General features: G+C 43.4%; 13 protein-coding genes. 1 reads left to right on the top strand and 12 read right to left on the bottom strand.

Features of this window, described 5'->3' with window-relative positions:
* Positions 1–171: 171 nt before the first annotated feature.
* The 9 genes from MHI06_RS13935 to MHI06_RS13895 form a co-directional block, all read right to left on the bottom strand.
* Positions 172–1,113 carry an alpha/beta hydrolase gene (locus tag MHI06_RS13935; protein ID WP_340401872.1) on the bottom strand — a complete coding sequence of 314 codons (942 nt, stop codon included), beginning with the start codon at positions 1,111–1,113 and terminating at the stop codon, positions 172–174.
* Between the two features lie 52 nt (positions 1,114–1,165).
* On the bottom strand, positions 1,166–3,295 hold the full coding sequence (locus tag MHI06_RS13930) for a serine hydrolase domain-containing protein (RefSeq protein ID WP_340401871.1): 2,130 nt from the start codon (positions 3,293–3,295) through the stop codon (positions 1,166–1,168).
* A gap of 222 nt (positions 3,296–3,517) precedes the next feature.
* Positions 3,518–5,608, bottom strand: coding sequence for a serine hydrolase domain-containing protein (locus MHI06_RS13925; RefSeq protein ID WP_340401870.1), 2,091 nt, complete (start codon positions 5,606–5,608; stop codon positions 3,518–3,520).
* 39 nt (positions 5,609–5,647) lie between these two features.
* A complete protein-coding gene (locus MHI06_RS13920; protein ID WP_340401869.1) occupies positions 5,648–7,102 on the bottom strand; it encodes an alpha/beta fold hydrolase in 1,455 nt (484 codons plus the stop codon).
* Positions 7,103–7,314: 212 nt separating this feature from the next.
* Complete coding sequence (locus MHI06_RS13915; protein WP_340401868.1) at positions 7,315–8,301, bottom strand: alpha/beta hydrolase; 987 nt, start codon at positions 8,299–8,301, stop codon at positions 7,315–7,317.
* 213 nt (positions 8,302–8,514) lie between these two features.
* Positions 8,515–9,885, bottom strand: coding sequence for a HAMP domain-containing sensor histidine kinase (locus tag MHI06_RS13910; protein ID WP_169479561.1), 1,371 nt, complete (start codon positions 9,883–9,885; stop codon positions 8,515–8,517).
* Positions 9,882–10,556 (bottom strand): response regulator transcription factor, encoded by a 675-nt coding sequence (locus tag MHI06_RS13905; protein ID WP_169479562.1) that lies wholly within the window; start codon positions 10,554–10,556, stop codon positions 9,882–9,884. Before MHI06_RS13905 ends, MHI06_RS13910 begins: the two co-directional genes overlap by 4 nt.
* A gap of 71 nt (positions 10,557–10,627) precedes the next feature.
* Positions 10,628–11,161, bottom strand: coding sequence for a GNAT family N-acetyltransferase (locus MHI06_RS13900; RefSeq protein WP_340401867.1), 534 nt, complete (start codon positions 11,159–11,161; stop codon positions 10,628–10,630).
* Positions 11,162–11,205: 44 nt separating this feature from the next.
* The gene (locus MHI06_RS13895; protein WP_169479564.1) at positions 11,206–11,811 is read right to left on the bottom strand and encodes a TetR/AcrR family transcriptional regulator; all 606 of its coding nucleotides are present in this window, start codon (positions 11,809–11,811) and stop codon (positions 11,206–11,208) included.
* A 281-nt stretch (positions 11,812–12,092) separates the two neighbouring features.
* Between MHI06_RS13895 and MHI06_RS13890 the strand changes: the two genes are divergently transcribed.
* Complete coding sequence (locus MHI06_RS13890) at positions 12,093–13,532, top strand: DHA2 family efflux MFS transporter permease subunit (protein WP_340402113.1); 1,440 nt, start codon at positions 12,093–12,095, stop codon at positions 13,530–13,532.
* Between the two features lie 101 nt (positions 13,533–13,633).
* Here the strand turns inward: MHI06_RS13890 and MHI06_RS13885 are convergent, their stop codons facing one another.
* The 3 genes from MHI06_RS13885 to MHI06_RS13875 form a co-directional block, all read right to left on the bottom strand.
* Complete coding sequence (locus tag MHI06_RS13885; RefSeq protein ID WP_340401866.1) at positions 13,634–14,866, bottom strand: cytochrome P450; 1,233 nt, start codon at positions 14,864–14,866, stop codon at positions 13,634–13,636.
* Positions 14,867–15,080: 214 nt separating this feature from the next.
* The gene (locus MHI06_RS13880; protein ID WP_340401865.1) at positions 15,081–15,368 is read right to left on the bottom strand and encodes a hypothetical protein; all 288 of its coding nucleotides are present in this window, start codon (positions 15,366–15,368) and stop codon (positions 15,081–15,083) included.
* Entirely contained in the window at positions 15,365–16,507 is a 1,143-nt protein-coding gene (locus tag MHI06_RS13875; protein WP_340401864.1) for an FAD-binding oxidoreductase, read from the bottom strand. Before MHI06_RS13875 ends, MHI06_RS13880 begins: the two co-directional genes overlap by 4 nt.
* Between the last annotated feature and the right edge of the window lie 216 nt (positions 16,508–16,723).

The raw sequence follows: 16,723 nt of genomic DNA, 5'->3' as shown, positions 1-16,723 counted from the left end.
CCACCTCCATTACGTGTATACATTTGTATACAACACATTCATGTATACGATTGTATACGCGATGACTAGGGGTGTCAACCTTAATTTTCCAATAAAGTAACTGTGCTTGTATGTTCATCATCTCTTCAACCAAAAAAAGCCGCGATTTCGCGACTTCTTTGGTTGGCGACACTATTTTATCTCACTCATAAACTTCCTATATTCTTGAACCATTTCTTTGGAACGGGTGTGATGCAAATAATGATCTCCCTCGAATGTCATCACTTTTCCATGCACAGAATCTTTGACTTGCTCTTCATGCAAGGGAATCCATCCTTCCGTTTCCGTATCATTCGCTTGTAAAAAGAAAATCACAGGAAGATCTTTGGGGAAGGACAAGTTCTCAGCTGCCTTGAAATTAGGACCGAAATTTTCGCCTTCATTCAGGTTGTTAGGATTAAACGTATTTTTAAGTGAAAGTATTCTAATTTGTTCTCTGGTTTCATCATCAACGTCGGGTGCAATCAGTTGATCTGGGGCCAGTTTCATTAACAATCGGTAGAATCCTGATTTTTTAAGCAGTTTGTAGGTTTCAGTTGGAAATGGATCATCATTCCCTCCCTGTATTGGAACGCTGCTATCAATTCCCACAAAGGCACTTACTTCGTTTGGATATTTGTTTACATAGTCCAGTCCGTAAATCCCTGAAATGGAGTGACCCATGAGCGTGTAACGATGAATATTAAGCTGCTGTAACGCTTCATGAATTTCACTAACCATATTTTCCGTGGTACGCTCTTTTTCAGTTACGTCACTTAATCCATAACCGAAAGGCTCAATGACGACGACTTTGTAAAATGGAGATAGCTCATCAATGAGCGGTTTAAAATCAAGGGCCGGAGCTGGTGTTCCATATCCGGGAAGTAATACGACCGTTTCTTCGCCTTTTCCTTGAATTAATACATTCATGTTTTTCCCGTCAACCGCTACGGACTGACCATAAGGCTTTATTTTCCCTTGCTCCGATTTGTTGCTAATTACATTAACGATAAAAACAGTGGCAATAAATAATGCAAAAGCGATAACCATGGCACCGAATATTTTGAACAGAATGATTAATATTTTTTTCATCATGATGGTTCTCTCCTGTTGAGTACGTTTATTGTACAGCCGTTTGGAACTCCATTCATTTTACTTCTTTGAATGAAATTTCAAATTGGGAGCCAGCCTCACCTGCAAATACAATACGACCGTTTTCTGGTAAAACAACTTCATTCTTACCGCTGACCACGGTGTGATTAATACAAATTCCGGTCTGATCATATACGGCAAAGGCTCCCTTTGCAGGCATCTTCACTGTCATGACTTTTCCTTTCGCAGTAGCTGGTACCGAAAACCATTTTGCATATCCATCTGCTTGAATCGTTGTTGCGGATTGCTTACCCGAATAGATAGGTCTCACCAGTTCCTCACTGGCGTATACATACCCCAAGGCTGTAAGATACTCTCCTCCGTCCTTTTTAGAGAAATGAATGTCCATCGTATCACGTCCGGCAGTACCCGGAATTTGCAATAGATTAACTGCTTCGTTTGCTCCAATAATCTTATTATTGGACATATACCCTGGATTCTCTTGATTCAACTGAATAGGAAGGATCGATGAAGCATTGAGATAGACCATGGATGTGTATTTCTCATTCACCAGGTAATATTTTTTACCATCGCGCTTTTTCCATGCGGTGTTAATCTCCTTGGATAAATCATTGGCTTCAAGCTTCTCCGCATTATATTCTGAGAAAGCCAGTTGTCCGAGCCCTGGAACGGATATATAAGATCGAGACCACAGGTAGGTATTCCCATTTTTCTCCACAACGAATTTCAACTTTTCTGTACCATCGTCGTTAACAAAAGTACCATCCGCTGTATAGGTGTATTCTTGAGCCGGATTACTTGGAGCTGTAAGTGAAGATACAGTCATTTGTCCAGTCGTATTTATTTTGATCTTCGTAACTGAATTATTGCCGCCATATACACCAGCGTACTTGGATATTCCTTTAGGCATATCCGCCTTCACGGGTACGCCAAATGATTTTTCCGGCTTACGTTCTGTAATAACGCCCTTTTCCTCAAGTGCGCTGAGTAATAATTCATTCGCAATGAATTGATTGGTTAAGCTCGACCCGCCCGAAGAGATAACGGCTGCAGCCATGTTGTGTTCCGGGAGTACCGTTAATGAAGACTGATAAGATAACGTATCTCCGCCTTTCATAACGGCCTTGATGCCGTATTCATTGAATGGGAACAAGTTCACACTATCCCACCCTAACCCGTAAGACATCAGGGTATCGCTATCCTCTGGCCACATGCCTCTTTTATACTCTTCTTGCTCCATAGCTTGTACAGACTTACTGGAAAGAATGCCATTGACCTCTCCCGTGAAGATTCGTGAGAATTTGACCAGATCTTCAGCGGTGGAATACAGACCTCCAGTACCGATGATATTATAATTCTCTTTTGGAAGTTGTCCCTCATAAAAAGGGGAATAGACTCCCGCCATCTCTGCCGGATCAACCACATCCTGTGGTGTTTTGGTATGATTCATATCCAGAGGCTCCGTAAAATACTTGTGTATAAATGCGGTATAACCTATGCCACTAACTCTTTCGACCAAAATCTCAGCTAACGTAAAGCCATCGTTGCTGTAGACGGAGTATGCGCCGGGATCTGCCTTCAGGTTTTGATTCGCCAATTGTTCCAGTAATGTATCATGTGAATACGTGTCATTATCTACGTACAAGGTAGCATTGTTGAATGAGCTGCCCAGAAGACCGGAGGAATGATTCAGCAACATACGGGGTGTGATCTGTTTGTATCGGTTATCTTTCATTGTAAAGTCAGGCATATAGTTCACAACAGGCACATCCAAATCGATCTTGCCTTCGTCAACCAGCTTCATTACAGCGGCTGTAAGCATCATTTTACTGGTGGAACCAATGCCATAGATCGTGTTCGAAGTAAGAGGTAGCTTATCGTTTATATCGTTCTTGCCCGTTTGACCGGACACCACAATCTCTCCACCATCGATTAGCGCATATTGCAGACTGGTGGTACCGTACGTCTCGGTCAGTAATTTGGCTTTTTCAATCACGGTTTTCTTGGTTGTCTCATACGTAAGGTTACTGTTGTTATTCGTGGTAGCCGGTGTGGCCATTGCAGATAGTGGGGCTAACATGGTTAATACTAGAGTTAAAGCTGCAATTGAAGTTCGTTTTTTGACTGTTTTCTTGACCACGTTCATTTTCTCTTGTTGTATCATTCGCATCTTCTCCTGTCAGTATCTCTTTATTAGAGTATCTTACTTTGGTGTTAAAATAAGCTTAACCCATGTAAATGTACTGCTCGTGACGTCTATATGAACCGAATATGAACAGGCAAAATAATTTGAGTAACATGATGATTCACGATCCTTGATCCTTCCTTTTTTTCGCCATAAAAATATCCCCTTTAAGTTGACACTTAAAGAGGATACAGACTTCGTCTATTTCAATGAAATTTCAAATTTGGAATCAACGTCACCTGCAAATACAATGCGGCCGTTTTCTGGTAAGACAACCTCATTCTTACTGCTGACCACGGTGTGATTAATACAAACACCCTTTTGATCATATACGGCAAAGGCTCCATGTACAGGCATCTTCACTGTCATGATTTTTCCTTTCACCGTTGCTGGTACCGAAAACCATTTGGCATAACCGTCTGCTTGAATTGTAGTTACAGATTGTTTGCCCGAATAGAGTGGTTGTACAAGTTCCTCACTAGCATATACGCTACCTACCGCTGTGATGTACTCTACTCCGTTCTTTTCAGCAAAATAAATCTCTTTTGAATCACGCCCAGCCATGCCAGGGATTTGCAGCTCAGTGACTGCTTTGTTGGCTCCAATAATCTTACTATTGGACATATACCCTGGAATCTCTTCGTTCATATGAAAAGAGAGAATTGGTGATGAATGGAGATATACCGTTGATGTATATTTCTGATTGACCACGTAATATCTCTTACCTTCACGCTGCTCCCATGAGGCGGTAATATCTTCGGATAATTCATTCGTTTTCAGCTTCTCCGCCGTATATTCTGAGAAAGCCAACTGTCCAAGTCCTGGCAAGGATATATAAGATCGAGACCACAGATACGTACTTCCATTCTGCTCCGTAACAAATTTCAACTTTTCTGTGCCTGCATCGTTAACAAAAGTACCATCCGCTGTGTAGGTGTATTCTTGGGCCGGATTACTCGGAGCTGTAAGTGAGGATACAGTCAGTTGTCCAGCATAATTCATTTCGATCTTCTTGACCGAATTATTGGCACCATATATGCCGGCATACGTGGATATTTCTTTAGGCATATCCGCCTTCACTGGCACGCCAAATGATTTTTCCGGCTTCCGTTCTGTAATAATACCCTTTTCCTCAAGTGCGCTGAGTAATAATTCACTCGCAATGAACTGATCTTTGGCACTTGTCCCACCTGACGAGGTAACAGCTGCAGCCAGATTGTATTCCGGCAGTACGATTAATGAGGAGTGATACGATATGGTGTCTCCACCTTTGGTAACGGCCTTGATGCCGTATTCACTGAATGGGTACAGATTTACACTATCCCACCCTAATCCATAAGATATAGACGTATCGCTATCCTCCGGCCATATGCCTCTTTTGTATTCTTCTTGCGCCATGGCTTCTACCGACTCACTGGAAAGAATACCTTCGACCTCTCCCGTGAAGATTTGTGAAAATTTCACCAGATCTTCAGCAGTAGAATAAATGCCCCCAGTAGCGATGATATTATAATTCTCTTGTGGAAGCTGGCCTTCAACCAAAGGAGAATAGATTCCCGCCATGTCTGCCGAGTCGACCACATCCTGTGGTGTTTTGGTATGCTTCATGTCCAGAGGTTCCGTAATATAATGGTGTATAAAAGCCGTAAAGCTCAGGCCGCTGACACGTTCAACCATAATCTCGGCCAACGTAAAACCATCGTTACTATACACCGAGTATGCACCGGGACTAGCCTTCAGGTTTTGATTCGCCAATTGCTCCAGAAACGTATCATGTGAATACGTATCATTGTCCCCATACAATGTGGCATTGCTGCCCGTACTGCCCAGGAGACCGGAAGAATGATTCAACAGCATGCGTGGTGTGATTTGTGTGTAGCGATGATCTTTCATCTTAAGATCAGGTAAATAGTTCACAACAGGCAGATCCAACTCAATCTTCCCCTGGTCAACAAGCTTCATCACAGCGGCTGTAAGAAACATTTTGCTGGTTGACCCTATGCCATAGATTGTATTGGAAGTAAGCGGCACCTTATCCTTTAAATCGTTCTTACCTGTCTGACCAGACACCACAATCTCTCCACCATCCATAAGGGCATATTGCAGGCTTGTGATTCCATGCTTCTCGGTAAGGATCTTCGCTTTCTCCGCTACTATTTTCTTGGTTGGTTCATACGTCAGATCGCTGTTTTTACTCGTAGCTGGTGCGGCCATGACTGACATTGGAGCTAACATCGTTAACACCAGAGTTAAGGCGGTGATTGAAGTTCGTTTTCCCTTTTGTCGTCCCATTCACATCATCTCCTGAGTTTACATGTTTGTTTTGGTTGATTAGAGCTCTTCTGGGTCTACAAATTTCACCTCCAGATACAAGTCGTTTGGTCCCTGAATTAGATCTCCACCCGTTCCTTTCAGTTGCTTGTTAAAGAAATCGAGTACATATTCGTTTACGATTTTTGATCCTCTTTTACCATTGATATCTCCTGTGATACCGGACAGTTTAACCAGCTCTGAATAGAACTGAAGGTCCGTGAAATTGAAGTGCTGGGTTCCTTCTACATAGATCACTTTTCCCCCATGATTGATAACACTTTTCATAATGTGCAGCTCATCTGAAAGAGATTTAGTTACTTCATCATCCGAATTTCTGTCCATTTCAAAATTGGCGAACCAGTCTTCAAAACTTCCTGACCTGATGAACATAAACGGCTTGTTTATATCATCTCTATTTTCCACTTCATATAGTGACCCATCCATATTAACCCCAGCCTTGATTCGAGGATCTAAATACGTTGCATTAAACGCGGTTGCACCCCCAAAAGAATGCCCCATCGCGCCGATGTGATCTAGATCGATTTTTCCTTTAAACTGACTTTCGATTGCACCTGAATTCAGCTTTTCGATTTGATCGATTACAAATTTCACGTCTTCGGTCCATATATTCCCTGTTTTTGTACGTTCATCTAGTGTAGTCGTACTTTTTTTATAATCCGTTACACGGCCATCTGGGAAAAGGGTAGCAAAGGTGCTATACGTGTGATCGATGGTGACCACGATATACCCATGACTGGCCAGATTCTCGGCCTGTGATGCATGTAAAACTCTACTGGTTCCCATACCATGAGATAGCAGTACCACGGGATAAGGACTTGCAGAAGGTAATATTTCAACATTTTCATAAGAGTTGGTTTGACTATACTTCAAGTAGTCGAGCAAAAATTCGGGCAGTTTTAAAGAATTAGAGAAGCTCTGAATATACTTTTTGAACATTTCTTTATTATTTGGAAACAGCGTGTCACGCTTGTTGTTATTGCTGTTTTCAGTTGGGTACCAAACTTGAACCATTAGTTCTCTCTTATCGCTTTGATCTTCAGTGAAGATTTCGTCTCTGTTCTGGTCTGTTAAATGAAATGTTTGAGTACCCACCTTCTCTGGACCATCAAGCTTCGGCAGATTAAAAACAGGTAAGTATACAGACAAGACGGTAGAACCAACAAGCAGAATGACGATTAAGGAAGATAAACTATATTTCAAGAACTTCCCTATTTTAAGATTTATCATCTTGTCGGAATGTCTGAATAAAACGATGATGATGAATAGAGCCGTCATGATATATACCACAAGCAACTGCCATCTATATCCCTCAACCAACAATTGAACTACGAGTATAACGCTACTCCCTATACCCAAACCCAAGCCTGTTTTCATTGTACTTCTTTTAATAAATAGTAGGTCTACGAGTAAAGCGAAACAGGATAGAACTAAAAGTATTTCAAATAATCTCATTGGAATGCCTCTCTCTCATCACGGCAACGGCCGGATTAATCATGTTGCTGCAGAGCTTCATGAACTTCACTTACGATGTTCTCTGCGGATCTTTCTTTTTGCCCCTTGATCTATTCTTTGCTTCATTGCTGCTAATGAAATTTTATCCAATGAAAATGTACTGCCCGTGACGTCAATATGAACTGAATATGAACAAGCCAATTCATTACTATTTACTGTTGTGTCATAAATCCCCTGAATTTTTCAGCAATATCTTTGGCATGGGAACGATACAAATAATGATTTGCTTCCAACAACACTATTTCTCCATGTTCGGAGTTCTCTATTAGTTTCTCGTGTTCGGGAACCCAATTGTCCGCTGCCGGATGATTCTTTTGAACAAAGAACAGGACAGGAAGATTAACAGGGAACGTTAGTTGTTCAGCTGCTTTGAAGTTGGAATACATACTCTCTGCCTCATTTAATTGCGTGGTATTATACATATTTTTTCGAATCAGAATGTTCAATTGTTCTTTCGTTTGCTCATCATAAGGCAGTCCATCATAAGGGTCCGCACTCAGTTTCAATTGTACTCGTGCGAAACCTAAGTTACGGAACCATTTAATCGGTTGTGTATCTGACGAATCAATCTTCTGTTCACTTATCGCTGGCACACTGCTATCCAGCCCGACAAATGCACTTACTTCATTGGCATATTTGTTCACATACTCCAGACTATAGATCCCCGAGATGGAATGACCCATGAGGATATAACGATCAATATGTAGACGCTGTAACGCTTCATGAATTTCACTGACGATATTCGCTGTACTGCGTTCCTTTTCGGTCTGATCGCTCAATCCGTAACCAAAGGGCTCAACCACGACGACTTTATAATATGGAGATAACTCAGAAATAAGTGGCTTAAAATCAAGCGCTGGTGCCGCTGTTCCAAAGCCAGGCAGAAGCACAATCGTTTCCTCACCTTCGCCTTGAATGAACACATTCATATTTTTCCCGTCTACAGACACATGTTGACCATACGGCTCCATTCTTTTTTGCTCCGAATGAGTACTGATTTGGTTAACAGTATATACGATAGCTACAAAAAGTAAGATTGCTATAATGATTGCGCATAGTACTTTAAACAAAATGTTTAACACTTTCTTTGTTTTGCCTTTACTCTGTATTTTTTTGTCTGCTTGTTGACTCACATTCATCTGCCCCTATCCTCTTTTTTTTGACATATCAAACCGCTAATGCAAGCCTAATCAACAAAGATGTACTCCCAATGACCACAATATGAACGGAATATGAACAAGCAAAAAAAATGCCATGAGTAACATACAAGGAAGCTTGCATGTTACTCATGGCATGAGAATTTGGTTTAGATACTTCGAAGGATATTCTATTCATTCACCTGTCCTGTGAGCCTAACTATCCGTTGGTGGATGGATGGGCAACGTGATTATAAAGGTCGTGCCTTGACCAGGTTCGCTTTCCACGCGGATGTCACCCTGATGAAGTGATACGATCTGTTTAACGATTGCTAGTCCCATACCACTCCCGTCGTATTTACGACTGTGGGAACGATCTGCCTTGAAAAAGCGCTCGAATATACGCTTCTGGTCTTCCAGGGGAATACCAATGCCCGTGTCGGATATTCGAACAGTCACATTTTTGAAATCCTCTTCCATGCTGACTTTAATCATACCGCCATCCTTGGAGAACTTGATGCTATTTCCGAGAATGTTCGTCCATACCTGATTTAACTGATCGTGGTCAGCCGTTACCTTAACGTTCTCCAAATCAAGCTCGAAATGAATGTTACGCCCGGACCATTGCGGCTGAAGTGCCACGATGACCCGCCTAATCTGTTCATCAAGGCTTAAGGTGTTAAGCCGTAGTTGCTGGGACTGCGATTCAAGTAAACTCAGCTTGAGCAGGCTATCGCTCATTTTGGACATTCGTTTCGCTTCAGAGATGATAATATCCAGGTAACGGTTTCGCTCTTGTTCCGAGAGGTTGACTTGCTTCAGTGCTGAAGCGTAACCGGATATTGAGGTGAGGGGAGACTGAACCTCGTGCGAAACATTCGTAACGAATTCCCTGCGCATCTGCTCCAACTGCTTCAGATCATGCATCATTTCTTCAAAGCTGCGAGCCAACGTGCCAATCTCAGTCGTTTGCTTAATATTCAGTTTGACATTGAAATCTCCAGCTGCAATCCGCTTGGTTGCTTTGGTCAATTTCTTGATCGGTCTCACCAGATATACAGAGGCAACGAGAATTAACAAACTTCCTGCAATCAACGAACAGCTTGCAAAGATTAAGCCCCACTTGATCACAAAAGAGGTTGAAGGCGGCGCAAGTGTTTCCAAAAATATCCCTTTTGTTCCCGTCTCCGTTTTCAACGGTAACCCTAAGAACCCTGTAGCAATCCCACTCGTTGTTTCTTGAACAACGCCCCCATCTAACACTTTCTTCAGTTGCTCGCTCGTCACAGCAGCAGACTTATGTCCGTTAAGCTTTCCGTAAGTCTTGAATTCACCCGAAGGTTCGTAAATTCGAATATGATAGGAGCTGAGCTGTTTCATTCCACTGACGTACAAGTCCGCTTCACTCACGGGGAGGGCCTTATAGATCTGCACAACGTCTTGTCCGAAGTTTCGTAGGTTAATTTGTGCGTTTTCGTTTAATTTTTCTTCAAATATCCAGGTAGACACAAAAAATGAAATGATCGTACCAGCGATAACAGACCCCAAAAAGGTCAAGACCACACGAATATATATGGATCGGATCATTCATAGACCTCAAGTCTGTACCCCAGCCCACGCACCGTTTCAATCCGAAAATCAGGTGTAGTTGCGAATCGTTCGCGCAGGCGTTTAATATGTACGTCTATTGTTCGATCATCTCCGGCGTAATCAATCCCCCATATCTGATCGATCAACTGCTCACGTGTATAGACTTGTCCTGGTGTTCCAGCAAGTTTATACAGAAGTTCAAACTCCTTAAGTGGCAACGTAAGCGACTCCGCGCCTCTCATTACCTTATACGTCTGACGGTCAAGAATAACATTACCAAACTGAATTGTATGTGTGGAGCCAATTTTGTATCGTTTGAGTAATGCTCGGACACGAGCAGTCAACTCTAATGGATCGAACGGTTTGGTCAAATAATCATCCGTACCCAGTTCGAACCCTTTCACCTTTTCCCAAGTCTCTCCTCTCGCCGTCAACATGAGTAATGGGAGGTCGGGATTGGCTCTTCGGAGTTCCTTGCATAGTGCCCAGCCGTCCATGACAGGCATCATAATATCAAGCACAACCAGATCAACTGTCGTTTCACCATACAAAGTGAGAGCTTCCTTACCATCCGCAGCTTCCACTGTGGTGAACCCATCATTTTTGAGAAATAAACAGACAAGTTCGCGAATATTCGCATCGTCGTCAGCAACGAGTATAGTAGCCATAGATTTTTTCTGTCCTCTCCGTTACGTTTAAATATAGTTCAACTTATAAAGTAAATAGTAAAATATCCTACTTATAATAAGTCCACAGCAAACATCGTATGTTCTTTCAACGTTCCCTGGATTGGTACAGGCTGTGACCCATTCTCCTTGAATCCTGCTTTTTGAAGGACACGAATGGAACCTGTATTATCGGGTACAGCGCCAGCTTCAATTCGAGTAATTTCAGTTTCGTGTTTGGCAAATTCCAGCACACATTGCAAGGCTTCGCTCATATATCCTTTTCCTTGATGCAGAATATCGGTCACATAACCAACGATCCATTTTGGGGTAGAATCCAATATGATCTCGAACACTGAAATCTCACCGACGAGTTCATCCGTTGTATTCAGAAAAATACCGAAGGAATATCGTTTCCCGTCTTCTCTTTTCTTGTCCCAGCTCTCAATGAGTGACCTTTGTCCTTCCAAACTATAAAAAGACTCGTCCCGATTACTCGCTGATATATTCTCAATTTCCGCACGATTGCGAACCTGTAGATCCAGAAGTAATGACGCATCTTCCACATTCCAAAATCTCACATAGATACGTTCTGCACTATATTTCATTCATTATTCCTCCTCTATTAACGTTAGGTGCAATTGTAGCATGATTATATCAGGTCATTATATGAGTACGAGCGAATCAACGAGAATTGTTTCGCCAGAAAATGCGGGGAATAAGGCATGTCGTTGCGCAGCCAGGCGACGATGGTACCAATCAGGGCGGAAGAACCGTACCAGATTGCAATCTCCTTGTGAATGCCGGATTCTTCAAGTTCATCCTCCATCTCCACCCGATCAATTTTAGCTTTGACCAGCGTACTCAGCAATTTAAGCAGTCGTTCGGTAAAAATCGGTGTGCGCTTCGTGGCAAGTACCACCTGATAGAACGAGGCGTTCTCTGCAAAATGCTCCAGTAACTTGACCAGAACAGGCCAAGCCTCTTCCGTCCTTTGCTTCTCAAAATGAGGGGCATATTCATCCACGATTCGTTCAATATGCTCGATCATCTCGTCAGCCATCTTCTCCATCATATCCGTAATATCGCGATAGTGCAGGTAGAAGGTTACCCGATTGATCGTCGCTCGTTCGGCAATTTTGTTTACTGACAATTTTTCAATATCCATTTCCTGCAGCAATTCAACAAATGCACCTCGAATTAACTGGCGCGTTCGCAATATTCTTGGGTCCACGGCTGATTTCTTCTCTTCTTTCACGTGTATCCCTCCTTCAAATTTTAAACATTACAATTTTAAACAAACAGTCGTTTATTCTTCATTTAAACAACGAATTCGATTTTTTTGTAAAATAAACAACGAAAACACATCATAACGTAAATTGTAATCTGTCCGAATATGTATATAATTCAATAAATACAATGTAAACTATACAACACGTTGTAAATTTAGTCACGCGTGGATTGAAAGGATGAAAAGGATTGAGTCAGGCTAGAGTACAAGATGAATTAACCGTAAAGAAAGGCCCCATCCTGTTTATCATGATTTTGGGAGCCTTCCTTGCAACGTTGAATCAAACGATCATGAGTGTTGCTACACCGGAGCTGATGGGTGATTTTAATATCTCCGCCGCAACAGCACAGTGGTTAACGACAGGTTACATGCTGGTGAACGGGGTGCTGATCCCCATCACGGCCTACTTCATGCAACGCTTTTCAACCAAGCAATTATTCCAAGCTTCCATGTTTATTTTCCTGATTGGTACCATCGTATCCGCTCTTGCAAGCAATTTCGGTACATTGCTGACAGGACGCATGATTCAAGCAGCGGGCGCCGGCATTATCATGCCTCTCTTGATGAACGTTATTTTGACCTTGTTTGCTCCTGAAAAACGAGGATCTGCAATGGGTATGGTTGGTTTTGCCATCATTTTCGCTCCTGCAATTGGGCCTACCCTTGCCGGTTATATTCTGGAGAACTACTCTTGGCAAACGATGTTCTACGGCATGATTCCATTAACTCTTATTGTCATTGCCTTTGCGTTTGTATACCTGAAGAATGTATCCGAACGGGTCAGCACGAAGTTCGACACGATGAGTGTTGTACTATCCACCATCGGATTCGGCGCATTGCTGTATGGCTTCAGCAGAGCAGGAAGTCTGGGATGGTCAAGTGCAGAAGTACTTATCTGTATTGCTGCTGGTATTGTTTCTCTTGCGCTGTTCACATGGCGTCAGCTCGCTTCAGATACTCCCCTGCTTGATCTGCGGGCTTTCAAGTACAACATGTTCTCCCTGACCACGGTCATCAGTATCGCGATTACGATGATCATGTATGCTGACATGATGTTGCTTCCCTTGTACCTTCAGAACGCACGTGGTTACACTGCACTGGAGTCCGGATTATTACTTCTTCCGGGTGCCCTTGTCATGGGCTTCTTGATGCCTGTAGCCGGAAAATTGTTTGACCGATTTGGAGCCAAATGGCTGGCTGTGATCGGGATGGTGATCACCATCGTGACGACAATTGGTTTCATCGACTTAACGGATTCAACCAGTTATGGGTACCTGGTATTAATGTCAACTGGCCGCCGAATTGGTATGGCTTTGCTCATGATGCCGATTCAAACTGCGGGGCTTAACCAACTGCCACCAAGACTCGGTGCACATGGTACAGCCATCTCCAACACCGTGAGACAAGTTGCTGGTGCTGTAGGTACTTCATTGCTCGTGAGTGTCATGACCTCCCGTACAACAGCACACGTACAGGATATGATGGCGACTGGTGCAGCCAATGGTCTCAGTCAACAACAGCTTGCCACAGAATCCATGATCCAGGGTATCAATGATGCTTATGTCGTGATCATCGGGATCGCGGTTGTGGGATTGGTTCTTTCCTTCTTTATCAAACGTACCAAACAAGCGAAAGAGGAAGAAATCAAACAGGTTGTTAGACAAAAAGTTTCCATGAATTCGAATTAAGGTATTCAGCCTCATAATTGCTTCCATAACAAAGCGGCAGATCAAGACGTTTACGTCTGATCTGCCGCTTTTTAGGTTGTATCCCGTATGAACCTTTCCCTCTACCCAACGATCTTCACTGGCAGATGGGTCAACGACTGTCCCGGAGCTGAAGTGGCCAGATTATTCTCCAGATCAAAGGATTCCACCGGTTCGATCCGAGCGACCTTCTCCACAAATGCAGTCAAGGCAATGCTGAGTTCCATTCTTGCCAGCGGGGCACCCAGACAAAAGTGTGGGCCATTGCCAAAGGTAAGATGTTTTTTGTTATTCCGACGATGAATGTTTAGCTCAAAGGGGTCTTCAAACATCTGCTCGTCCATATTGGCTGCACTCATCCAGGAGATGACAACATCTCCTTTTTTCAAATCTACTCCGAGCAGTTGATTATCCTGCTTCACTGTCCGATGCCGCTTGGCATTATGAAACCGATAACGAAGCATTTCTTCAACTGCGAGTGGAACCAACTCGGGATTCTGTCTTAGTTGATCATACAGACTCGGGTCATCATACAGGAAGGAATAGAACGTATTTGAAACCATATGGCTAGTAGTCTCAATACCGGCTCCGAGCAGAAGCATGGTCGTGCGAACAACCTCATCCTCCGTGAACTTCTCACCCTCCACATCAACATTCAACAGATCCGTAATGATATCCTCACCAGGATGGGACCGTTTATGAACCACAATAGGGTACAGGAATTGATAATACTCTTGAGCTGCAGTCTGCTTTTTCAGTTCACTCTCTTCAGCAGTCTTCGGATTGGTGGGTTGAAACAGAATATCTACCCAGTTCTTGAAGCGGTGACTGTCTGTGAGAGGGATGCCGAGCAGATCAGCCATAACCATCGAAGGCAGCGGAGCAGCCAACGCTTGAACAATATCAATGGTCGTATTCGGCTCAATTTCTGCTACCAGCTGCTGCGCAATGTTACGAATTCGCGGTTCCCAGTTCTTCAGACTTCGGGGTGTAAAAGCAGCGGATAACAACGAACGACTTTTTTGATGACGGGGAGGATCGATACTTGAGATATTTAATTTGTCCGGAGGTGTGCCTTCGTTGTTCTTCGCTCCAACCGCAATGGTTGTTCGAGTTCCTTCAGCCGAAAAATAGACATGATTACTCAGGACCTGCTTCACATCATCGTATCTGAACACATTCCAGGTGTCTGTATCTTCGTGATAATACACAGGATGTTCGGACAGCATTTTTCGAAACCAGTGAAGTGGAAAAAACTCTTCGGATCTGGACTGGAAGCCTGTAATGTCCTCAACGCGTATCACTTCTTTATACATTTGGAATCCACCTCTCAGTATCGTTTCGTGATTGGTTACTTGGGTACCTGAATTGACAGTTCAGCACCTGATTCCATTTTATACCATTCGTTCATTTATTGATATACACCATTTGAACTAAATAGGAAAAACCCCTTAATATAAGGGGTTTTAGTTTTATACGAATAGTATATTATTTCGTCGGTGTTGCAGAGAGATAAGCGATACGAACCGATTAATCGCCTAGTTTCGCCAATGCTTCCTGTAGCTGCTCCAGCTGTGCAGACAGGGTTTCAATGCAATTCTGCGTTTGGCTTGCCTTCTCCATTAAGACTTGCTCGTCCGAACTGTCTTTCGATGCATCACCGATTGGTGTTGACTTCAATTCCGACAATTTGCGTTCGTACGTTTCTTGTTTCTCCAAAGCTATTCGCAGTTCTTCTTTCGTCGTATGGATCTGATGTTCCAGATATATGATGTCGGACGAGTTCGCTCCATCGGATAAACGTTGTGAATATGTCATGAGTCACCTCTTTCAATTTCATCCATTGCTTTGCCAACAGTGTAGGGATCAATATCGATATCCAGTTCCATGCCGAGAGCTAGTTTCGCCAGTTGACTCCCGATAAAAGGACCCATGGTCAAGCCAGAGGCGCCAAGTCCGTTCGCTGTAATCAGACCCTGCCAGCCCGTCACAGACCCCATTACAGGCAGAAAGCCAGGTGTGAACGGACGAAACCCAACTCGTACTTCCTGGAATGTACTGTTTGCAAGACCTGGTGCCAGTTCCAGGCCTTTATTCAAAACCTCCTGCATGCCCCCTGCGGTTACTCTTGTATCATAACCCTCTACATCATTTTCATGAGTGGCTCCAATCACAATCTTCTGTTGATCAAAGGCCAGGAGGTATTGGTCAGACGGTGGCATAATCACGGGCCAGTTGCCCGTATCCTCCCCATCCGTAACATGTAGATGCATAATTTGTGCCTTTTGATAGTGCACTTTAAAGTGTATGCCGAGTGGCTTCAACAGTGCGTTGGCCCATGCACCTGCACAGACAATGACTTCATCTGCCAGGAAACTCTGACCATTAACCGTCACACCAATGACCCGATCTGCTTCGTATTGAAGCGTGGCGTCTCCATGGATCACTTCTGCTCCATTTCGCTGTGCAGACCGGATTAAGGCATCGCGCAGCGCCCGTCCATCTATACGTGCAGCACCGCTGATATGTACGGATTGATAATGTTCCTCCAGCAGTGGAAAACGTTCATGGGTTTCTTTTGCATCAAGAGGTGTAATCTCACCAATCTCCGGTGCATCTGCTTTGCGAAGGTGGGCTCGCTCTTCCATCTTGTTGATTTTGTCCACATCCGTATGAATACTGAGCGCACCCACTTGAGCATATCCCGTTTCCGTTTCTCCTTCACTCTCAAGCTCCGCTATGATGCCAGGGTAGAACCGCGCACCAGCCTTGGCGAGCTGATACCAGTCCTGATTACGTCGCTGTGACAGCCATGGACAGATGATACCGGCAGCTGCATCCGTTGCCTGTCCTATATCTTTTCGATCTACGATGATGACCTCTGCGCCATGTTTGGCTAATTGATAGGCTGTTGATGCCCCCAGAATACCCGATCCGACTACGATGACTTTCTTCATGTTTGCATCCCTTTCCTTAATCACTCATTCGTTATAGCGTATACTGTTTCGCATTCTGTTGGCAAGGCAGGCGTACTTCTAGATCTATAAATAGAGACTGATCAAGCTACGATGCATGCTAATGCATCCAATAAAGAACGGTTGGACTATATTTTTGAAAACGTTTTATTATCGATCGTCAATCAATTAAAATAATTCCATTTATGTAATATAATT

The organism is Paenibacillus sp. FSL H8-0079, from assembly GCF_037991315.1.
Taxonomy (GTDB): Bacteria; Bacillota; Bacilli; order Paenibacillales; family Paenibacillaceae; genus Paenibacillus.
The sequence above is the reverse complement of the archived record's forward strand: the minus strand, read 5'-3'. Positions and strand labels throughout refer to the sequence as shown.